Origin of the sequence: Fibrisoma limi BUZ 3 (assembly GCF_000296815.2) — a bacterium.
GTDB classification, from domain to species: domain Bacteria; phylum Bacteroidota; class Bacteroidia; order Cytophagales; family Spirosomataceae; genus Fibrisoma; species Fibrisoma limi.
Window position 1 is genome coordinate 380,998 of the sequence record NZ_CAIT01000006.1, and the last position, 21,868, is coordinate 402,865.

Consider the following 21,868-nt stretch of genomic DNA (forward strand, 5'->3'; position numbering starts at 1 on the left):
TACCGATCTAATCCTACTGCTTCTGTATTTTCAGCGTTTGGCGCTGCGTGGGGGTGGCTACCTGCAACAGATACAGACCAGCCGCTTCTCCTACCCGCAGCCGCACCACCTCCACGGCCTGGGCCACCGGCCGAATCAGCCCATCAACCAGCCGACCTCGCTGATCAACCACCTGCAGGTTCAGCGGCTGGCCCTGCGCTCCGCGTACGTCCACCTCCACGCTTTCTCCTACCACAGGGTTGCCCAGCACCACCACCTGCAATTCGTCCACGGCTTCAACCACGCCCTGACGGGCTCCGCATGCCTTGGGTGTGAAGCTAAGGTCAGTTTCGTTCCAGCCCCCGCTGGTGTTGCGCTGGCGAGCCCGCAGTTTGAGAGCCCGACCCAGGTGCTTGCTCTCCAGAACGAAGCGATTGCTCATACTCTCCCAACCGTTGGTCACACTGTTAATATGGTACTCAACAGGCTGGCCGTTGCCCCCCGTGCTGCGTAACGTGAGCTGGCGGCTGGCGCAGTCGTAGCTCTCCACCAGTAACTTGAGCGGCTGGGCCTGCACGATAATAGTGGCAAATGCGGGTTCACTGACGCAACTACTTACCTGACAGGTGGCTTGATAGACCAGGGTGCCAGTCTGAATGGTTGGCACGGTGATGGTGGTGCCTAAGCCAGTGGTGCCATCGGGTCCTGTCCAGCTTATAGCGCCCGGGCAACCCTCAATAAGCAGGGTGACTGTGCCGGAATACTGAGGCACTGTAAGGGTAGACTGCCCCGCAGGATAGAGTTGTCCGGGCTGGCCGGAAGGGGTTTTAACGGTGGGAGGATTGGGAATCGGGTTGACTATGAGTGTAGTAGAAGCCGAAGCCGAACAGCCTTGGTCGTTGGTGCCGGTTACGGTGTAAGTACCGGGGAGTGTGACCGTAACGGGGTTGGTCGAGCTAGTAAAATTATCCGGCCCCTGCCACTGGTAGGTATCCGCTCCTGAAGCGGTAAACCTAGCCGTTTGGCCCTGGCAGATAGCCGTAGCCGAGGGGCTGATGCTAACGCTGGGATTGGGGTTGACCATCAGGTTGAAGGTCGTAGAAGTCAGAGTACTAACCGAGTTGCTGGCGACGACTACATACGCACCGGTATCCCAAGGCTGCACATTAGCCAGCGAGAGCGTGCTCGACGTTTGGCCGGCTATAACTTGTCCGTTGCGATACCACTGGTAGGTCCGCACGTTACCCGAAGTGGCGACGCCGACCGTAACGGTCGCTCCGGGGCAGACAGTGGAGCTGCTGGGGGGCTGGGTAGTAATGGTTAGCGGATTACAATCCGCCTGTACATCAGCTATCGAGCTACAGCCTGGGGCATTATTGTTGATTTCGACTGATCCTGATGGCTGGGCAAGATACTGACAGAATGCCGTGATTGCACATTCGCTTAATCTAGTATTATCAAAAATGGCTAAATGGCCAATGCTGGTCAGCTTGTTCAGGGCGGTCAGACTGGTTAGACTACCGTTCGTATGAATAACTAAGGCTTGTGAGACCGTGGTCAGGTTATTTAGTCCTTCGAGGTTACTTAACCTCGGATTATTGTCAATAAATACTCGTGTCAGTTGGGTTACTTTGTTAAGAGCCCCCAGGGTTTCCAGGTCATCGTTGAAGAACAGAGTTAAATTTCCGGGGATGTTTGTCAGGTTATTTAGGCCCCCCAAACTTAGTAGCGAGCCACAATTTGAGATTCGCAGGTTTCCGCCAATGCTGGTCAGCTTGCTTAGGGCGAACAGATTTTCGATCCGGACGCACTCATCTATAGTTAAACTTCCAGTGATGGTAGTAAGGTTATTAAAGCCATCAACACTGGTTAACCCCGGGCTTAACCGAATATCTAAATTACCATTGACAGACTGGATACCGCTCAAAGAGTTTAGGTTAGAAATAAAAGGCCCTCTAATCTCTAACGCTCCGGGGAGGTTGACGCATCCCGGTGGAAATGCATCGACATCGGCCTGCGTGGATAAGATGATTTTACCGGTTGGACACTGAGCCCATCCGCTTAGTGGCAGCAGAGCCGTCAGCAGCGTCAAACAAAGCAGGGGTATCGTCATCGTCCTGATGAGCCCCCTACGAAGTAAAGGTAGTTTCATACGTAATGGATTAGTAAAGTATGGGGCAAACGTAGGTCGTAGGGTAGGTTAAAGGCTACCAGGATTGTTCCATTTTGGCCAGAATTATACCAAAACGAGCGAAACGATGCCTTTTTCAGCGCCTACCGGGGCAACAACCGTCCCGGCTCGTTCTCACGCTGGGCGAGTGAGCCGGGACGAGCCATCGAGTAGCTATCGCTTGAGTATTTTCACCGTTTGCTGCTGCGTGGGCGTGGCTACCTGCAACAGATACAGACCAGCTGCCTGGCCTACCTGCAGCCGCACCACCTCCACGGCCCGGGCTACGTTGAGCTGACGCCCATCAACCAGCCGACCTCGCTGATCAACCACCTGCAGGTTCAGCGGCTGGCCCTGCGTTCCGCGTACGTCCACCTCCACGCTTTCCCCCATCACTGGGTTGCCCAGCACCACCACCTGCAAGGCCACCTCGGGTGATTCGGCTGCCCCCTGCCGGGCTTGGCAGCTCTGCACCGTCACCGCGATGGGCTCGGAGGTAACCACCCCACACTCCCCGCTGATGCGTACAAGGTAGGTCTCACTCTGGCTCACCCTGATCAGCTTCAGACTGTTGGTGGTCGTGCCCGTCTGCTTGCTGGGGTTGTCGGGCAGCTTGTTGACAGTGGCCACGCTGCCGCGGAACCACTCATACTTGAGAGCAGTGCCACTGGCCTGTACCGTCAGGGTCAGATCGCTGCCCGCGCACACGCTCTGTGCCGGGGGGACGCTCAGGAGCTGGGTAGTGGCGTTGACTGTCAGCGTGAAGCGGGTGGGCACACTCTCACAACCGGTGGCCGGGTCCACCTGGCTGACCTGGTAGGCGTAGCTGCCGGCCTGAGCCAACACCACCTGTGAGCCAGTGAGCACTTGGCCCTGTTCAGTGCTGTAGCGGAGCTGGTAGCTGGCATTGGTGCGGCTGACGAACTGGCTGAGCTCAACCGGCCCCTCACTGGGGCAGAGCTGACGGCGGGTGGAGGTGGGTGGGGGAGCCACCGGTCGCTGGTTGACTGTCAGGCGGGCTTCGGCCTGCTGGCTGGTACAACCCTCGGCCGAGACACGGACGATGTAGCGGCCGGCCTTGCCACCCTCGTTGACGTTGACGGTATAAGTGGGCGTAGTAGCCAGCACAGGCTGGCCCGCGTCGGCGCTGTTCTTGAACCAGGCGTAGGTCAGGCCCTGAGGTCCCTGGGCCTGCACGGCGAAGGTAACTGAAGTGCCCACGCAGGCGGTTTGGCTGGCGGGGGGCTGGGTGATAGTAAGGGCCGTAGCACCGGTGACGGTGGTGGTCGCGGTGGTTGAGCAGCCCTGGGGCGAGGTAAGGGTCACTGAGTAGGTCCCGGGCTGGCTGACGCTGGCCGCGTTGTTGTCACTGCTCTGGCTGAGGCCGGGTCCGCTGAAGGTGTAAGTGCCTAGCCCGGCGGGCAGGGCCGTGAGGCTGACGCTGGTCTGGGAGCAGCTCAGAGGGCCGTTGCTGGACAGACTGACGGTGGGAGTGGGGTTGACCGTCAGGTTGGCCGCAGCGGTGGCCGAGCAGCCGGCCGTGGTGGTGGCCGTCACCGAGTAGGTGCCGGTGGCTGAGACGCTGATGGCGGGGGAGGTTTGACCCGTACTCCAGCGGTAGGTATCGGCACCGGAAGCGGTGAGCGTGGCGGTCTGGCCCCCACAGATGGCCGGGGCCGAGGGGCTGATGCTGACCGTAGGTTGCTGAACTGTCAGGTTGAAGGCCGTGGAGGTAACGCTGTTGCAGCTTGTGACGACCACGTAGTAGCTGCCTGAACTGGCCGTGGTGGTGGTGGGCAGCGAGAGCGTAGCCGAGGTCTGGCCACTGACCACACCCCCGTCCTTGTACCACTGGTAGGCGCTGACGGTACCGCTGGTGCTGACCGACGCGGTGACCGAGGCCCCGGCGCAGACGCTCTGGCTGGTGGGGGGCTGGTTGGTGATACCGACTTCGGTACCAGGCGAAAAGCGCTGGATGCGGTGGTTGAATTGCTCGGACACATAGACATTGCCCGCGCCATCCATAAACACCCCGCTTGGACGATTCAACTGATTGGGGGCGGAGCCTTGTCCATTGCCTCCGGCTACGGTCACCCCTGTACCGGCACCCGGTGCCCAGCGCTGGATGCGGTAGTTATCATAATCAGCCACATAGACATTACCCGACACGTCTACAAACACCCCAGTTGGAAAATCCAACTGATTGAGGGCGGAGCCTGCTCCATTACCCCCAGCCACTGTGGTGCCGGATAGGGCTCCCGGTGCCCACTTCTGGATGCGGTCGTTACCAGTATCAGCCACGTAGACATTGCCCGCGCCATCCACAAACAGCCCATTTGGACTTAATAACTGATTGGGGGCGGAGCCTAGACCATTGCCCCCGGCGACCGTAGTGCCGGATGTTGCACCGGGGCCCCACTTCTGGATGCGGTGGTTGAAATTATCAGCCACATAGACATTGCCAGACCCATCCACAAACAGCCCAGTTGGAAAATTCAACTGATTGGGAGCGGAGCCTTCTCCATTACCCCCGGCTACGGTCACCCCCACACTGGCCCCGGGGGCCCACCGCTGGATGCGGTTATTACTAGCATCGGCCACGTAGACATTGCCCAACATGTCCACAAACACCCCATATGGAGAGAACAACTGATTGGGAGCGGAGCCTTCTCCATTACCCCCGGCCACGGTCACCCCCGCACTGGCCCCGGGGGCCCACTTCTGGATGCGGTCGTTACTAGTATCAACCACATAGACATTGCCCGAGCTGTCCACAAACAGCCCGCCTGGAAAACTCAACTGATTGGGGGCGGAGCCTATACCATTGCCCCCGGCTACGGTGGTGCCGTTGGGGCAGAACTGGGCCTGCCCGCTCCAGGGCAGCAGCGCTGCCAACAAGGTCAAACAAAGTAAGGTCAGCGTCCGGGCGCTGATGCGGAGTCGATAAGGTAACGTTGGTTGCATTGAGTTAGTTGGAAACAAAAGTGGAGAAGGAAGAAAGACCCCGCAGTCCTAGGCGCAGCCCACAAAGCAGCGTTGAGGTCATACGAGCAGCTGGTCGGACAAAAAGATGTATTAAGAGCATGATGATAGAGCGTAATTAAGCTGCGCAAACCTAGCCCACAGCCGGGGCCAAAGTCTACCAGGATTGTTCCATTTTGGCCAGAATTATACCAAGTCAGCAAACTTTCCAACATATTTTAGTACCTTCGGAGTAGTCATGTCAGCCTCATGATGCTCCTATTCCGCTTTTTACTTCTTAGCCCTCTGTTGGTCGGCAGCGTACTAACGGGGCCACCCTTAAAAGCCCAGCAATTCATGCTGCCCCCGGCTGAACGCACGCTTACGCAACCGCCCGGTATCAATCTGTTCAGTGCGTTCATGACTCAGGACAACCGGGGGAATTTGTGGCTTAGCTCGTCTAATGGTGTGATCCGCTACGATGGTCGGCAATTGCGCGTGTTCCATGCCCCGGGGCACCCTCAGGACGATGCCCTGGGCCGGGTAACTACCGATAGTCGGGGGCGGGTCTGGTTACGCTATTCCTTCGGCAACGATGAGAGTAAGCTGGCTTATTTTGACCCACAGACCCAGCAAATCCAGTTTATTTCCGACACCACCCGGCTGGTGCGGGAGTTCCTGGCCAAAGACGGTATCCGAACGCTGTTTGTCGATCGGCACGATCACCTCTGGATTGGCCGGATACAGACCGGATTGCTGCGCGTCGATCCCCGCACTCTTTCCGTTGAGCCGTTTTTACTCGACAAAACGGAGGTGAACAGCATTGACCAAAGTTCCGACGGTATGCTTTGGGCTGGGACTTCCACGGGGGTGTACTCGGTTAATCCGGTCAGCCGCCAGGTTCGGCGCTACTTTGATAAGGATGGCCCTCTCCGCATTCAGGCGGATAATCCCATCACCGCCCTGCGCGTCCGGTCAAGTGGAGAACTCGTACTGGGGCTGTACAATAAAGTGGCTGTTGTCAATCCGTCGTCGGGAGAGATTCGGCAAGTTGACCTGCCGCTTCCCACGCCAACCAGTCGGTTATGGACCAATAAGATTGTCGTTGACAGTCAGAAGAACGCCTATTTTTCTGTGGGTACCCTGGTTTTCCGGATGAACCCACAGAATCAATTGCAACGGCTGGAATTTGCCTATCCAGCCGAAAAAGTGATCAGTATCTGGGTCAGCCAGGGGCAACGGCTGGGCAACAACCGGCTCTGGGTGAATGCGGGGCAGCAACTGTACGCGTATGACCTGGGTCGGCTGCGGGCCGTTCCTCCACTGAATATTCTCGACGTATCAATTAACGGTACCCGGCTCGTCCAGAACGAAAAGCAACGGGAAGAGCGCTTCAGGCGCGATACGTCGGGGCAGGCTTCTATTTACCTGAAGGAAGGTGATTTTCTGTCGCTGCGTTTTCTGCCTCAGGTTGGGGTTGTATCGTCGAACTACCGTTATAAACTCGATGGCCATGATTCGCAGTGGGCGGTTTACAGCGATACTTACGGACACGCTACGTACCAGCTTAGAGCCGGTACCTACTCCTTTGCGCTTAATCGGGCCAGACCTATGGGCGGCTGGGACCCTCAGGTGGCCTACATTCGAATTCAGGTGGAGCCGCCGTTCTGGCGAACAGCCTGGTTTCTTAGCCTGACAATTCTGGTGCTGGGCGTTACGGGATTCTGGCTCATCCGAAGTTGGAACCGCCGGCGTAGGCTTCGGCAGGAACTGGCCCGCCGGGAGTTCGAAGCCGAAACCCTTCGGAAGATGGACATTATGAAGAGTAATTTCTTCGCCAACATTACCCATGAGTTCCGGACGCCCCTGACCATCATCCTCAACGCAACCGAGCAGCTCGTTGATACGCCCCTGAACGCCACGCAGCAGCAACAAACCGATGCCATTCAGCGGCACGCTCATCAGCTTCTGCGGCTAATCACCGAAACGCTCGATATGTCGCGGCTGGATGCCGGAAAACTGGACGCTCATCCCCAACTGGGCGATCCGGTAGCGTTTATCCGACAGGTGGCTGCCCAGTTTGACGGGCTGGCCGGACAACGGGGTATAACCCTGACCTGGGAGGGCGATCCGGGTACGGATGAACTGGTGTACAGCTTTGATGATGACAAATGGGAGAAAATTGCGTATAACCTACTGTCGAATGCGCTTAAGTTTACGCCCGAAGGCGGGCAGGTGAACGTATCGGGGCGTATTGTAGCCCCCGACCGTTTCGTGCTGCGCGTGGCCGATACGGGTATTGGCATTCCGGCGCAGCAGCTTACGCATATCTTCGACCGGTTTTATCAAGTTGACTCCGGCTCAACCCGCGCCTACTCTGGAACCGGCATTGGGTTGGCCCTGGTGAAGGAACTGACCGATTGGCTCGGAGGGCGCGTGACCGTCGAGAGTGACGAAGGGAAGGGCAGCGTTTTCACCGTCGAATTGCCCATCACGAACCCGTATGCCCAGCAACTGAACGAAACAGACACAACCTCTGACTCAGACCGCGACAATCCGCAGAGGCAGGCAGCGCCGGTCAGCCAATCAGCGCCAGAGACAGCGCAACGCCAAACCGTTCCACTGGGAACCGCGGCCAGGAATCGTCCGTTGCCGGCTAAAAATTCCGATACGTCGATTGGCGAGAAGCCTTTGCTGCTGCTGGTGGAAGACAATTCCGACCTCCGGATGCAGATGGCTACGTATTTGTCTAAACAATACCGGATTGCTACGGCCGCTACAGGTCGGGAAGGGCTGGAGATGGCCATTGCGGAGATTCCCGATTTGATCGTTAGCGATGTGATGATGCCTGAAATGGACGGCTATGAGCTTACCCGAACTCTCAAAGCCGACGACCGGACCAGCCATATTCCCATCGTACTGCTCACGGCCCGTTCCTCACCCGACAGTCGACTGGTGGGTTTGCAGGCCGGGGCCGACAACTACCTGGGCAAACCGTTCAGCTTAGCCGAATTAAACCTGCGGCTGGGCAATGCGCTCCGCACTCGTCAGCAGTGGCAGCAGCGATTTACAGAGCAGGCAGTTTCCGCATTGAAGGCTACCTCATCTACTCCAGCGTCTGATCGGGAAGAGCGGTTTATTAATACCCTACGCCAGCACATCCTCTCTAACCTGCATGAAGTCGACCGGATGGATGTCGACTGGCTGGCCGAACAAGCTGGTATGAGCCGTACCCAGCTTCATCGCAAACTAACCGCGCTTACATCGCTTACTCCTAATCGGTTTATTCACCGCGTCCGGCTCGATCGGGCGGCCGAGCTTTTGCAGTCGGGTGAATTTAATGTGGCCCAGGTTGCCTATGAATTAGGCTACAGCTCGCAGTCATACTTTGCTAAATTATTTCAGGAGCAGTTCGGGTATTCGCCTAAAGCACTCAAGGTGTAATCTGTGGCAGCGTCGATTTCGCACGCAGGGGAGGACTTCACGGGTCGATGTAACGGCCACGTAACAGGCCAGCCGCTTCTCACACCCGCAGCACCTCCATGGCCTGAGCTACTGGCGTCACCAGCTCATCAACCAGCGGGCCCCGCTGGTCGACTACCTTCAGGCTTAGTGCCTGAGCTACGTGGACGTGCGGTCCACAGGCTGCCCGCCAAGTGACGCTTTGGGACAAAGCCCCGGATCAGTTGGCATTCCTCCGCCCTCGGCCAGAAACCCAACGTCAGAAGAAAGCGCTGGTACTTGCGTTCCCGAAGGGGAATTGGCCTACTCAGGTATCGGTACGCCGGGCTTTACGTCTACGTTGTGGTAGCTGACAATTTGCCAGGCTCCAGCCTGTCGGGCAAACACCTGGAGTAGTCGGGTATGCAGGCGCCCCTTTGTATCCAGTTGTGCCGGAACGGCTGGTCCGGAGCCCGTAAATCCGCTCACCCGGCATAGCGTTTCCACCGTAGCCACATCCGGACTAATAAAGCGCAGGGACACAATGCTTTGTTGCAGGGTCGTTTTCTGGAAAATTCCCTTGAAAATAACCTCGTGCCGACTCAGAAACTCCGGATGCCCCGTCATGAACATACCCGCAATGTTGGTAAACGTACCGTTCTGAGCAAAATGGCGTGAATAGGCCACTGCATCGCCCTGATTCCAGGCACTGGTTTCTTCGGCGATAATCGCTTGTAGGGCGAGTGTGTCGGCCTTACTTTGCGCAGCGAGGGACAGGGGGGAGAACAGGCAGCAGAGACTAAAAAGAAGGTTGACTAACCGAGAGGCTTTCATTGGCCATACAAAAGAAGGTGAACAGCTTAAAGCTACGCAATCTACCACCCTGCGTATCGCATTCTTGACTTAGCGGTAAACGTGTTTATGGTACATACGCGAAACCGCATCAGGACGGTGGAGGCTCAGCCCCAAAGGTAGACAGCGTACCTCAACCGGATGGAGCTGGCTTTGGGTGTACACAAAGCGATACGTGGCTTTTCAGGCCTTATGTGGCCGGCAACCCGGCTCGCAACGATGCAAGCTCCTGTTTGATCTGCTCGTTGCGCCGTTGTTTTTTCCAGAGTACAGGAGCATGGGCCCGTTCCAGGCAGTCGAGAGCCCCGCATCGTTCGCAGGTTTCGTTTACGGCCCGATGTTGCAGGTTCGGGTCGTCGAGGAAGCGCATCTGCGCACGCAATCGTTCATTAATCGCGAAACCAAGCGTAACGCTGCTGTTGTAGCCAACCCGCGGGGGCGAGGGCTTGGCGATGGTCAGCATCAGGTATTGATTGCCGGTATCCATGTATGCTGCAATCTGCCCGCTGCAAAGTGGCTGCCCGTTCCAGACGCCTGTCTGCTGCTGCCGGGCAAGCTCCTGAAGCAGCGTCAAAGAGACCAGGCGGTGGCAATAGTGCTCATAGATGGTGCCGTGCGTAGCCTGATGTTTGACCAGATGCAATTCCTTCGCCAACGTAAAGCGGTTGTCGGCCAGAGCGTTGTCAAAGCGCAGAAAGAAAAACTGATCGATGCCGAAATGACTCGTCATGACGTTGCTGATCCGGTGCATAAATACCTCGGGCGTTGCGTCAAAGCGGTACATGAGATTCAGAAGCATCTGGGGCTCCCAGGTAGGTTGGACAAAGAAGCTTGCCAGACCCGTAATCAGCATGTGCCGGGGTATTAGAATTGCTCCGGCGAAATACGACGCCTTGTAGTTGTTCAGGACCTGCTCAAACGATTCGGCTTCGTGCTGCGACGAAACCAGCGGTCGGTTGGCAAGTTGCATTACCCGAAAACCAATCTCACGACCGTACGTGAAAGCTCGCTGCTGGGGCTCCAGCGCCTGATTTATCATAAGCACCGTGGGGGAGCCCGGCAGCACCAGCGACCGAATGCCAGTCAGCGCCGGAAAATCCAACTCCGTAAATTCGTCAATACGGTAATTGTATCCTGCTTCAAGAATCTGCCGAAGACTTGACTCACCAAACGGTGGTTCCGTCGGTTGGTTGTTCCCCGTATGTTGGCTGAGGAAGTCAGCGGCTACGGATTCGATGTCCTCAAAATAGTTGTTGTGGAGTTCCTGAAACGATCGTAGTGCGGAGAAATAAAACTGCTCGACGTTCATGCCGTGGTTACGGCTGATCTCGATAATGGTGCTGATGAACGCACTGACCCGCGACGGAGCCTGCGACAGCAGTTCCAGCAGATCGGCGGGTTCAATGCCAAATAGTTCAAGTGGTAACTCGCTAAGGATGTTAGAGTTGAGTAGTTCGGCGATGGGTTCAAGTTGTTTGCTGAGCTTAACCGAAACCAACGTATCATAGTCGGTCCCAAGCGCGTCGGCTAGCGCAAATATCTTCTCTGATTTTGGATACTTTTTTCCTTTTTCAATCTCATTGAGATACGACGGTGACAAGCCGGCTTTATCGGCTAACTCGTACAATTGAAATCCTTTATCCTGCCGGAGTTGCTTCAATTTTAAGCCAAAAATTACCCGTACGCGCTCAGTTGCCGAAATCATACTACAAATCGTTTGGACAAAGGTAGCTGAAATATACTACTTAGCGAACTTATGATAAATTAGCGAATATTCGCTTGAATATATCAATTCGCAAAAATACATTTGTTGCAACACAGCTCTTCATCAACAAACAACCTTTATATGTTAAACACTACCATTATCCGGTCTATGGACACCGTAACCATTGAGCCAGTTCGGCAACTTGGCTTGTCGTCCTGTCGGAAGGTCTTTCTGCACCTACAGCCGTCGCGGCTGGTCGAACTGGCGCTGGCCCGAAACGAAGGGGTGCTGACCAGTACGGGGGCACTGATGTGCGATACGGGGCAGTTCACCGGCCGCTCGCCTAAGGATAAATTCATCGTGCGCGACGACACGACAGAGAACCAGGTGGATTGGGGGGACATCAACCGCCCGTTTGATGCCGACGCCTTTGGTCGGTTGCACACTCGTATGCTGCGCTTTCTGGAAGGAAAGGAAACGTTTGTCCGGTATGCCTATGCAGGGGCAGCCGCTGCCTATCGACAGCCGATTGCCGTCGTGACGACCAAAGCCTGGCAGAACCTGTTTTGCCATAACCTGTTCATTCGGCCGACAGACGAGGAACTGGCTGATTTTGAGCCCGTCTGGACCATATTGAGTATCCCGGAGTTCAAAGCCGATCCGGAGGTGGATGGGACGCGGCAAGCAAACTTTACCATCGTTGATGTTAGCCGAAAGATGATCCTGATCGGCGGAACGGGCTACGCGGGCGAAATCAAGAAAGGCATTTTTACGGCCCTCAATTTCATCCTGCCGGTGGAGCACGGCGTACTGTCCATGCATTGCTCGGCAAATGTTGGCCAGCAGGGGCGCGACGGAAAACCGGATACGGCCCTGTTCTTCGGGCTGTCGGGAACCGGCAAAACGACGCTCTCGGCCGATCCCGGTCGCCAGCTCATCGGCGATGATGAACACGGCTGGTCCGACGAGGGAGTGTTCAATATTGAAGGTGGCTGCTATGCCAAGGTGATTAACCTAAGCGCCGGGCAGGAGCCGCAGATTTACAACGCTATTCGGTTCGGTGCCATTCTCGAAAATACCCGTTTCCGACCCAACGGTCAGGAAGTCGATTATTCGGATGGCTCGGTTACCGAAAACACCCGCACGGCTTACCCATTGAACTATATTGATAATGCACTGATCCCCTCGGTAGCGGCTCCCCCAACCACTATCTTTTTCCTGACCGCCGATGCGTTTGGCGTGTTACCTCCCTTATCGAAACTGACGCCTGAGCAGGCCATGTTTTATTTCCTGTCGGGCTACACGTCCAAGCTGGCCGGTACGGAGATGGGAGTGACCGAGCCGGTTGCTACGTTCTCGGCCTGTTTTGGTGCGGCTTTCCTGCCGCTGGCTCCTGAGCGGTACGCGCAGTTGCTGGGCGATAAACTCCGCAGCAGCAACACGACGGTCTGGCTCGTGAACACCGGTTGGGTAGGAGGGCCATACGGAATCGGGAGCCGCATTTCGCTCCGTTATACCCGGGCGCTGCTGCGGGCTGTGCTGAACGTCGACCTGACCGACGTACCGGTTGAGAACCACGACGTATTTGGCGTGCAGATTCCGGTAAGCTGCCCCGACGTACCGGCCGAACTGCTGCGGCCGGAGCTGTCGTGGTCTGATCCGGTTGCTTATCGGGAGCAGGCCCTGAGACTACAGGATGCCTTTCAGGTGAATTTTAGCAAATATGCAGATAGTCAGGTAGTTACTATAAATCAGGTGTCTCACGCTTTTTAATTCGCCCTATGGTTAATGAGGATACCATTGCCACGCCGGTCGGCGTAACGCTCGACCGCTTTATCAAACGGAGCCAGGATCACTTCCAGCAGGCCACCGGCGAATTGTCGCAACTGCTGCGCGACATTGCATTAGCCGCCAAAATCGTGAACCGCGAGGTTAACCGGGCGGGGTTAGCCGACATTACGGGGGCGTTCGGTACCGAGAACCTGCACGGTGAACGTCAGCAACGGCTCGACGTGAGTGCTCATGTCCGGTTTCTGCGGGCGTTACGGAACGGGGGCGAGGTGGCCGCCATCGTCTCGGAGGAAGAAGACGGGATCATCTTCACCGGCAACAACCACGGCAAATACGTAGTAGCACTCGATCCGCTCGACGGGTCGTCGAACATTGACGTGAACGTATCGATCGGTACGATTTTCTCCATCTATCGACGCGTCAGTCCGGTGCATTCGCTGGCCGTTCAGGAAGACTTCATGCAGGGTGGTCACACGCAGATCGCGGCCGGTTACGTGCTTTACGGCACCTCAACAATGCTGGTGTACACCACCGGATCGGGCGTAAATGGGTTTACCTACGAGCAGTCGCTGGGCGAGTTTTTTCTTTCTCACCCCCGTATCACAACGCCCCGTAGCGGCACCATCTATTCGTGCAACGAAGGCAATTTTATTGATTTTCCGAAGCCGATACAAAGCTACCTGAACACCTGCCGGAACCAGCGTTATACGGCCCGCTACATTGGTTCGCTGGTCGCTGATTTCCATCGAAACCTGTTCAAAGGGGGGATTTACCTGTACCCACCGATGGTCAAAACGCCCACCGGCAAGCTGCGGTTACTGTACGAATGCTACCCGCTGGCCTACCTGGTTGAGCAGGCTGGCGGAGCCGCTACCGACGGCCGGATGCGTATCCTGGATGTGCCCCTGCGGACGTTACACCAGCGAAGTCCGCTGTACATTGGGTCGTTGGATATGATCGATGAGGCCATGTCGTATCGCGAGTAAGTCATCAATTCATGCCCTACTGGCGGTGGGTGATCTACAGGGCTGGGGTTGGTGTCAGGTTCCGAACCTGACACCAACCCCAGTACGTATTGCTTCGTCCTGATACGCCAATGGATCGCCTGGCTGATTTTCGGTTTTTGTAGTAAGCCTGGTTAATTCCAGCGGGTAAATTGGGTTTAATCAACAGGGTATCAGACTAAAGAGGCAGCGTAACGTATTTGGCGATACCAATAAAGATTATAACGTTTTTTATTTTTATTACGGAGGTAAACGCTTATTTTTAGGCTCTAAGCGCTATTCATCAGCAATCGATGGAATACTAACCCGGCCTTTCACATGAAGCGTGTACAGACACCGACCTTTGATATTTCCCGCCACCTGACCGCCCGGCGACTGGAACAGGAAGTAGAAAACCGGACGGCTTACACGATCGATACGGCCGAACTAAATATCTACGAAACGCATCACGTTGCCGAACAGGTCGAGCTTACCTTCAATAGTCCAGTGCTGGCCAGTATGATCCGGGGCAAAAAAGTGATGCACCTTCCCGGTACTCCTTCTTTTGATTTCCTACCCGGTGAATCCGTGATCGTACCCAGCGAGGAAACCATGCGCATCGACTTTCCCGAAGCGCAGACCCAGAACCCGACGCAGTGCCTGGCCCTGGCCATCGCTCCCGATAAGGTCCGGCAGGTGACTGATTTGCTGAACGATCAGGTGCCGCTGGTCGATACGCCCCAGGGCTGGCAGTTTGGACAGACCAATTTCTACCTGACCAACGACGAACCGATTTATCACCTCATTTCCCGCCTGATTTACATTTTTACGGAAAACAACCGGGCTAAGGAGGTTATTGCTAATCTGGTGTTGCAGGAGTTAGTGGTTCGTCTGATGCAAACCCAGGCCCGGACCCTGCTGCTGAGTTCCGGGGCGTCGTACGCGAACGTAAATCGGCTGGCTCATGTCGCGCAGTACATCAACAAACACCTGAGCCGGAGTCTGCACATTAGGGAGCTGGCCGACGAAGCCTGCATGAGCGAACCGAATTTTTACCGGACCTTCAAGCAGACCTTCGGCATGACGCCCGTCGACTACATCAATCAGCAGCGGATCGCACTAGCCTCCAAACTACTCCGCACGACCAACCGTTGTCTGGCCGACATCAGTCTGGAATGCGGCTTCAATAACCTGACCTACTTCATGAAGCTGTTCCGTCGGGAAATGGGCATGTCGCCCGCGCAGTACCGCAAGCAGTTGATTTCGCTGTAATCCTGACAGCAATTTTCGACTACTTAGAGTGTCGACGAAAGGGTTATCTTGTCTGGTAAAGCCTAGAGATTGTAAGCGTGCAATTGAAGGGGCAAGGTGCCGTGCAAAAAAATCTTACAACTCCTCCAGCATCAGATTCCGGAACGACGCCAGGGCTTTGCCGCCCCCGTGAATCTGCAATCCGATGATGCCGGTTTGCGGGATGTTCTGATCTGGCTCGGTATAATCGACGGTTTGCTGGCCGTTGATCCAGATCTGGATGTGTCGGCCTTCGCAGCGGAGCCGGTAGTCGTTCCAGTCGTTAGTCTTTACGAGCCTGCGCTGGGCGGTTGAGTCGGGGCCAGCCAGCACCTTGTCCCGGCGTGATTCGTCGTACAGGCACCCCCAGAATTTATCGCCCATGTCGGCCTGGTAGCCGATCATTTCGTAGGCCGGGTTCTGCGCCCGCTTGCTCCGGAACTGGATGCCGCCGTTCACAAAGCCCGTTCCTTCGAGCTTTACCTGCAGTGTCAACTGAAAATCATCGTAAGACTTGCGCGTGCACAGAAAATTGTTGTGGGGCACCGTCGTCGTCAATGAGCCACCTACCAGTGCGCCGTCGACAATACGCCAGGTCGTTGCCGTATCGCCCTCCCAGCCCTGGAAGCTGCGGCCATCGAACAGGGGCAAGGGTTTCGTTGCGTGCTGCCATAATGCAGGCAAAAGGAGCAGGAAAAGGAATAATCGGATCATGAACAAAAACTACCGTTCGTTTTTCGCTTTTCCAACGCTTTAGGGCTAAAACTCTTACTAAGTAGCTTCATTAGTTGTTGAGAAAAGCCAAAATAAACCCGGAAAATTACCGGGAATTTGTTGCATTGCGCTGATTACCACATAGTTTCATGTGTGTAGGCTACGTAAAGACAACAATATCGAAACACTGTCATAACATTCAAGTAATTTACAGGCTGTTGTTTTGTGCTTTCTTTTCAGCGCTTATGAAGCAACGACTTTTGTTACTTCTTTTCTTTTCAATTCCTTATTTCTCCCTTTCCCAGCATCTCTCACCTAGTCAGAAGTATAGGATTATTCAGGGTAATAATAGTGTTGAGTCTAAAAATTATTACCTGCTTGCGTTAATCCAGGCAAACAAAGAAGCCAGAACATTGCTGAAGACGGATTCGGTATTGGTCCGACTGGCCCGTACTAAAGTGCAGCAGTTAAAAACATCATTGAGCGAGTGTAAATCCGAGAGCCGGTGTTACACCGAGCGGATGAAGTTTTCGCCCGACGACATCCAGACAATCGGCAGTCAACTGGCCCGGCTCTATAGCCCCAGCAATGCTTTGGGGAAGCTGGTTACCGATCACCTCATTCCCTCGGGCACGTATTACCTGCACAAGAACCTGTCACCCGACAAACTGCTGGTGAAAGCCTGGGAGCAGGACGCTGCCGGCATCAACTTCGCTATTGGTGTTTATGCCCAGGGGCAGAAACCGAACTACCCCGCGATTGATTCCATCGGGTTTAATGTCAGGGACGCCCGCTACGCCCAGTTGGTTAACGCCTGTACGCAGGCCGTTTGGGACGAAACCCGAAACTCGACGCTGTTCTTCGAGCCGTCGCTGACCAGTGCCCTGCGGTTTCTGGAAATTAACGAGCGCGAACACGCGGCCGATTTTGAGCCGATGGCAACCGGCGAAAACCGGGCCGCTTACGAGAAGGTAGCCAAGGTGAACTGGAGCAAGTATCCCTACACGGTCATTCTGGTGCCTGGTGCCGGTCCCGACGACCCGACGGTTCCGCTCAGTGCGTCGGGGATGCTGCGCTGCCGGGTGGCGGCCCTGCGGTACCGCGAGGGAATGGCCCCGTTTGTGGTCGTGTCGGGCGGACGCGTACATCCCTACAAGACCCGATTCAGTGAGGCTTTTGAAATGAAGCGCTACCTGATGGCAGTCATGGGGATTCCCGAAGATGCCATTATCATCGAACCTCACGCCCGGCATACGACCACGAATATGCGCAACTGCGCCCGGCTGATTTTCCGGTACGGTATGCCGTTCGATAAGCCCTGCCTGACGTCGACTACCAAGTCGCAGAGCTATTACATATCGGAAGGAGTACTCGAAAAACGGTGTCAGCAGGAGCTGGGCTACGTTCCGTACCGCAACGGCAAACGCCTGTCGGATACCGAGTCCGAGTTTTACCCGCTGCTGGAATCGCTTCAGATTAACCCAACCGAACCGCTTGATCCATAAACGAACGCTATGAAAACACTTGTATTGATTGGTTTGCTGGGTGCGCTGCCATTTCTGACGGCTAATGTGAACGTGGAGCTGGTTAGTTCGACCACCATCGATTCGCTGGGAGCCTGCCAGGGCGTCAGTTACCTGAACGGCAAGGCGTACCTCTACGGCGACCGTGAGGTAGGCATGATGCGTATCTACGACGTCAAGGACCGCCAACTGGTCTACACAAAACGGGAAATTAAACTGACTGAGAACGGCAAGGACGTCATCAATCACCCGACGGGCATTGCCTACAACGGAACCGGTCCCACGTTCATGGGCAACAGCATCCGGTTGAATCCGGAAGGAACGGCCTGGCGGGCGGTGATTTACTGTATCAACTGGGAAGGGCTGCTGCGCACCGGCACCCTGGATGGTAACCTGCTCAATACCATTGAGGACGATGCCTGCATTCAGGGAACGCGCCCTGAATACGTTCGGTACAACAACAAATGGTACGTCGCAACGGCCGATTATGGCAACAAGCGCAACGAAGTCCGGCTATACGATCCCGAAAAATTGCGCACCGCCAGGAAGACCAGTGAAGCGGGCGTAGTGGTCAAAAAATTCACCTGCTCACCCTGGGTGCAGAACCTGCACTGGATTCCGTCGAAGGGCGTACTGGTGCTGATTCAGAACCAGATTGAAGGACGTCGGTGGCGCTTCACGTTCGTCGATTTGGCGAAATCCATCGAGTCGGGTAGGGAGGCCGTGATCAACACCATCGACGTCGACAAGGCCGATGAACTGGAAGGATTCACGCTCCTCGATGATCTGACAACGGGCATTTCCGTTACGTCTTCCCGGTCAAACAACGCACATTTTATGAAACTGGCCTGGTAGCCACGCCGGCAGTAAGCAACCGACGCTTTTGATGACCAGTTGAGCATCCACCTACGAGAAACCCGGTGGATGCTGGCCCGGTGCTTCCTCGTATTCTCTTTTTGCTCTATAGTTCTAACCAACTCAAAATGCACTATGAACCTTTACGCAAGTTGTAGGAGTGGATACGTACGGTATCTGCTTGCTTTACTACTAACACTGAGCCCGTTACTGTGGCAGAGGGCCGAAGCCGCCGGTGCGCCGGACAGCCAGTTGGCGCGCATCACGGGTACCGTTACCGACCAGGCCAATCAGCCGCTGGCCGGGGTAAGTATCGTAGAAAAACAAACCAAGCGGGGCACCGTTTCGGACGCGAACGGGCAGTTCTCGATCGAGGTAGCGTCGGGCGCTACGCTGGTGTTTTCGTTTATCGGCTTTGAAACAAAGGAAGTACCCATTACGTCGCAGACCACGGTGAACGTGCAACTGGCCGAAAGTGCTACGCAGTTGAACGAAGTGGTGGCGGTGGGTTACCAGACGCTGCGGAAAAGCGACGTAACCGGTGCGATCGCCAACGTAAAAGCCCGCGAGCTGAACGTAACGGCCCCAACGCTGGGGCAGGCGCTGGTCGGGAAGCTGGCCGGGGTGCAGGTATCGCAGGTGAGTGGAGCGCCCTACATTGCTACCAAAATCCGGGTGCGGGGTATCGGCTCGATCAACGCCAGTTCTGATCCGTTGTACGTGATCGACGGATTTCCGGCCGGTAACGACGTGTTCATCAACCCCAACGATATTGAAAGCATCGACATCCTGAAGGACGCGGCTTCGGCGGCTATCTACGGCTCACGGGCGTCGGGGGGCGTAGTGCTCATTACGACCAAGCGCGGCAAAGAAGGCAAAGCCCGGATCGATTACGAATACCAGTTCGGGATCAATCAACTGGCTAAGAAGGTGAAGCTGCTGAACTCGACTGAGTTTGTTGAGTTGCTGATCGACGCCCGCAACAATACGTACCGCGACCTGATGCAGAACGCCGGGAAGCCGTTTACCAACGCCAACTTTTCGGACGATAACGCAACCCGGGTGGGCAACGTAGGTAACGCGGGTGCGGTGCAGATCCCGACCGAGTTTTACGATTTCGCGAACCAGCGAATGATCGCCCCGCAATACAACACCGACTGGCAGGATGTGCTGTACCGGAACGCGCCCGTTAATCGGCATAACCTGACCTTCTCGGGCGGTAACGCCACTACCCGTTACCTGATCAGCGCGGGCTACCTGAACCAGCAGGGCATCCTGGACCCGACCAGGCAGGAGCGCCTGAACGTACGGGCCAACATCGACGGCGATATCAGCAAGAAGTTCAAGGTAGGAACGAGCATTTTCGTGACGTCGACCAACAGCCGGGAGGTGCAGGAAGGACGTTTCAATCAGGGCCCGATTCTGGGGGCGCTGATCTACATGCCGATCTTCCGGGCGTTCGACGATAACGGCAACCTGCTGAAAAACGAAGCGGCTTCAAAAGCTCCGCAGTTCGGCTACCAGACCATCGAGAATCCGCTGGCGCTGGCCCGCGAGAACAACATCACCCGCAAAGGACTGCGGAGCACGATCAATGGAACGGCCAGCTACGAGATTATCCCGGGGCTGACGGCTCGGGCCAATCTGGGTTTCCAGACGTATAACGAGAAATACGAATACTACCTGCCGACCAGCCTGAGCAGCGGTAACAACCCGCCGTATTCGCCGGCCGCCATTGCAGCCGCGCGGGCAACGGCCGCTACTACGTCGACGCAGAACCTGCTGGGGGAATTTACCGCGACGTATAACCGGCAGTTTGGTCCGCACAACCTGAGCCTGCTGGCGGGATACACGGCCCAGAAAACGACCGGCGATATCATCAGCGTAACGGCGCAGGGATTCCAGAACGACCGCGTGCAGGAGATCACGGCAAAAGGGGCTGATCCGAGCTTTTTTGCGTTGAACAACGGAACGCGTAAATACAACGAAACGCTGCTGTCGTACCTGGCCCGCGCTACGTACAACTTCAACGAAAAGTACTTCCTGACGGCCGCGTTCCGGACCGATGGGTCGTCGCGCTTCGGTCCGCTGAACCGCTGGGGTAACTTCCCGTCGGTGTCGGCCGGCTGGACCGTATCGAACGAACCGTTCTACCAGGACTGGCTGGGCGATGCGTCGACGCTGAAACTGCGGGCAAGCTGGGGTCTGACCGGAAACTACAACATCGGGAACTACAACTACCTGCAAACGATGGCCAGCCCCGGCGGTACGGTGTTCGGCAACGGTACCATCCAGACGGCCGTCTGGGCCGGTGCCATCAAAGACCAGGGGCTAGGCTGGGAGTCGACGTCGCAGTACAACCTGGGAGTTGACCTTGGCCTGTTTAACAATCGCCTGCTGCTGATTGCCAACGGCTACATCAGTAATTCGTACGACCTGCTGTTCAACCAGCCGATTTCGGCCGTATCGGGTACTTCGAGCATCCTGACCAACCTGCGCAACTCAAAAATCCAGAACAAAGGTCTTGAATTCCAGGTAGACGGCCGGGCTATATCGAGCGGTGATTTCAGGCTGAACCTCAGCGGTAACTTCTCTCTGAACCGCAACAAGGTTCTTGATATGGGTGGGGCCAACACCATCTTCGGGATCGGAGCCGAGCGGTCGTACATTACGCACATTACGCAGGAAGGGCAACCCATCGGTATGTTCTACGGCTTCAAGGTGGTCGGCATGGTGCGCGAGTCGGATATGGAAGCCATCGCGCAGGACAATGCCAATTATAACTCCGCGACGCAGACCTTTACCCCGGGCTACGTCCGCAAAGGACCTCCCCGGTCGACGGCATCCAGCAACCCGCTACGCCCGGGCGACCTGATTTTTGACGATGTCAACGGCGATGGGGTTGTCAATGATGCCGATAAGCGCGTAATCGGTTCGCCCTATCCGAAGTTCTCGTATGGCTTCTCGGTAACGGCCAGCTACAAAGCGCTGGATGTCAACGCAACCTTCAACGGTACGTATGGCAACCAGGTGCTCGACGGGCAGGATTACTACGTATTCAACATGGAAGCGTCGGGCAACCAGTACTCGGTCGTGACGGAGCGCTACCGCTCGGAAGCACAGCCGGGCAACGGGCAGATCTACCGGGCGTCGCGGGGTGGTACGCAATCGAACAGCACCCGTCTGTCGACCTTCTACCTGCAAAATGGCTCGTTCCTGCGGTGCTCGAACATTACGCTGGGCTACAACCTGCCCGCTAGTCTGCTGAGCAAAGTGCGGGTGAGCGGTCTGCGCGTCTACGCGAACATCAACAACGCCTTCACGCTGACCAAGTACAAAGGCTACAACCCGGAGGTGGATTATAACTACAACACGTACTACGATGCGGCTACCGGCACAACGGGCGGTACGACCAGCGCGGGCAGCAACCTGACGCCGGGCGTTGATTACGGGGTGTACCCGCTGGCGCGTGGCTACAACGTAGGGGTTAAACTGACATTCTGATAAGACGCAGGCTACCTGCGGTCAGGTTTCAGGAATACCCATTTTGCGGTCAGACGTGCCGTCAGACCGAGTAGGCGAACGGTAGGTCTGACGGCACGTC

At 56.1% G+C, this 21,868-nt stretch carries 13 protein-coding genes; 7 read left to right on the top strand and 6 right to left on the bottom strand.

Annotated elements, in window-relative coordinates; translation table 11 throughout:
* Nucleotides 1–13: 13 nt before the first annotated feature.
* Nucleotides 14–2,131: an immunoglobulin domain-containing protein gene (locus BN8_RS09495; protein WP_144051634.1), complete on the bottom strand. Its 2,118-nt coding sequence runs from the start codon at nt 2,129–2,131 to the stop codon at nt 14–16.
* 192 nt (nt 2,132–2,323) lie between these two features.
* Nucleotides 2,324–5,113 (bottom strand): Ig-like domain-containing protein, encoded by a 2,790-nt coding sequence (locus tag BN8_RS31630; protein WP_009281632.1) that lies wholly within the window; start codon nt 5,111–5,113, stop codon nt 2,324–2,326.
* A 267-nt stretch (nt 5,114–5,380) separates the two neighbouring features.
* On the opposite strand from BN8_RS31630, the gene BN8_RS31635 reads away from it, so the two are divergent.
* Nucleotides 5,381–8,554 (top strand): ATP-binding protein, encoded by a 3,174-nt coding sequence (locus BN8_RS31635; protein ID WP_009281633.1) that lies wholly within the window; start codon nt 5,381–5,383, stop codon nt 8,552–8,554.
* Between the two features lie 79 nt (nt 8,555–8,633).
* Here BN8_RS31635 and BN8_RS33215 read toward each other — a convergent pair whose 3' ends face one another.
* From BN8_RS33215 to BN8_RS09515, 3 genes are all read right to left on the bottom strand, one after another.
* Entirely contained in the window at nt 8,634–8,783 is a 150-nt protein-coding gene (locus tag BN8_RS33215) for a hypothetical protein (RefSeq protein ID WP_009281634.1), read from the bottom strand.
* Between the two features lie 92 nt (nt 8,784–8,875).
* Nucleotides 8,876–9,385, bottom strand: coding sequence for an SgcJ/EcaC family oxidoreductase (locus tag BN8_RS09510; protein WP_009281635.1), 510 nt, complete (start codon nt 9,383–9,385; stop codon nt 8,876–8,878).
* A gap of 208 nt (nt 9,386–9,593) precedes the next feature.
* On the bottom strand, nt 9,594–11,108 hold the full coding sequence (locus BN8_RS09515; protein WP_009281636.1) for a helix-turn-helix domain-containing protein: 1,515 nt from the start codon (nt 11,106–11,108) through the stop codon (nt 9,594–9,596).
* Between the two features lie 141 nt (nt 11,109–11,249).
* On the opposite strand from BN8_RS09515, the gene pckA reads away from it, so the two are divergent.
* The 3 genes from pckA (at nt 11,250) to BN8_RS09530 (ending at nt 15,154) form a co-directional block, all read left to right on the top strand.
* Nucleotides 11,250–12,881: a phosphoenolpyruvate carboxykinase (ATP) gene (gene pckA, locus BN8_RS09520; protein ID WP_009281637.1), complete on the top strand. Its 1,632-nt coding sequence runs from the start codon at nt 11,250–11,252 to the stop codon at nt 12,879–12,881.
* Nucleotides 12,882–12,889: 8 nt separating this feature from the next.
* Nucleotides 12,890–13,885, top strand: coding sequence for a class 1 fructose-bisphosphatase (gene fbp, locus BN8_RS09525; protein ID WP_009281638.1), 996 nt, complete (start codon nt 12,890–12,892; stop codon nt 13,883–13,885).
* Nucleotides 13,886–14,221: 336 nt separating this feature from the next.
* On the top strand, nt 14,222–15,154 hold the full coding sequence (locus BN8_RS09530) for an AraC family transcriptional regulator (RefSeq protein WP_009281640.1): 933 nt from the start codon (nt 14,222–14,224) through the stop codon (nt 15,152–15,154).
* 114 nt (nt 15,155–15,268) lie between these two features.
* Here the strand turns inward: BN8_RS09530 and BN8_RS09535 are convergent, their stop codons facing one another.
* Nucleotides 15,269–15,886, bottom strand: a complete 618-nt coding sequence (locus BN8_RS09535; RefSeq protein WP_009281641.1) for a 3-keto-disaccharide hydrolase — start codon at nt 15,884–15,886, stop codon at nt 15,269–15,271.
* Between the two features lie 245 nt (nt 15,887–16,131).
* On the opposite strand from BN8_RS09535, the gene BN8_RS09540 reads away from it, so the two are divergent.
* From BN8_RS09540 to BN8_RS09550, 3 genes are all read left to right on the top strand, one after another.
* Nucleotides 16,132–17,391 (top strand): YdcF family protein, encoded by a 1,260-nt coding sequence (locus BN8_RS09540; protein WP_040005684.1) that lies wholly within the window; start codon nt 16,132–16,134, stop codon nt 17,389–17,391.
* A gap of 9 nt (nt 17,392–17,400) precedes the next feature.
* Nucleotides 17,401–18,264, top strand: coding sequence for a hypothetical protein (locus tag BN8_RS09545; protein WP_009281643.1), 864 nt, complete (start codon nt 17,401–17,403; stop codon nt 18,262–18,264).
* A gap of 135 nt (nt 18,265–18,399) precedes the next feature.
* The gene (locus tag BN8_RS09550; protein WP_040005685.1) at nt 18,400–21,768 is read left to right on the top strand and encodes a SusC/RagA family TonB-linked outer membrane protein; all 3,369 of its coding nucleotides are present in this window, start codon (nt 18,400–18,402) and stop codon (nt 21,766–21,768) included.
* Nucleotides 21,769–21,868 lie beyond the last annotated feature (100 nt).

Excerpts from the sequence above, each read along its gene's own strand:
- BN8_RS09495 (WP_144051634.1), bottom strand. The coding sequence starts at position 2,131 with ATGAAACTACCTTTACTTCGTAGGGGGCTCATCAGGACGATGACGATA.
- BN8_RS31630 (WP_009281632.1), bottom strand. The coding sequence starts at position 5,113 with ATGCAACCAACGTTACCTTATCGACTCCGCATCAGCGCCCGGACGCTG.
- BN8_RS31635 (WP_009281633.1), top strand. The coding sequence starts at position 5,381 with ATGATGCTCCTATTCCGCTTTTTACTTCTTAGCCCTCTGTTGGTCGGC.
- BN8_RS09510 (WP_009281635.1), bottom strand. The coding sequence starts at position 9,385 with ATGAAAGCCTCTCGGTTAGTCAACCTTCTTTTTAGTCTCTGCTGCCTG.
- BN8_RS09515 (WP_009281636.1), bottom strand. The coding sequence starts at position 11,108 with ATGATTTCGGCAACTGAGCGCGTACGGGTAATTTTTGGCTTAAAATTG.
- pckA (WP_009281637.1), top strand. The coding sequence starts at position 11,250 with ATGTTAAACACTACCATTATCCGGTCTATGGACACCGTAACCATTGAG.
- fbp (WP_009281638.1), top strand. The coding sequence starts at position 12,890 with ATGGTTAATGAGGATACCATTGCCACGCCGGTCGGCGTAACGCTCGAC.
- BN8_RS09530 (WP_009281640.1), top strand. The coding sequence starts at position 14,222 with ATGAAGCGTGTACAGACACCGACCTTTGATATTTCCCGCCACCTGACC.
- BN8_RS09535 (WP_009281641.1), bottom strand. The coding sequence starts at position 15,886 with ATGATCCGATTATTCCTTTTCCTGCTCCTTTTGCCTGCATTATGGCAG.
- BN8_RS09540 (WP_040005684.1), top strand. The coding sequence starts at position 16,132 with ATGAAGCAACGACTTTTGTTACTTCTTTTCTTTTCAATTCCTTATTTC.
- BN8_RS09545 (WP_009281643.1), top strand. The coding sequence starts at position 17,401 with ATGAAAACACTTGTATTGATTGGTTTGCTGGGTGCGCTGCCATTTCTG.
- BN8_RS09550 (WP_040005685.1), top strand. The coding sequence starts at position 18,400 with ATGAACCTTTACGCAAGTTGTAGGAGTGGATACGTACGGTATCTGCTT.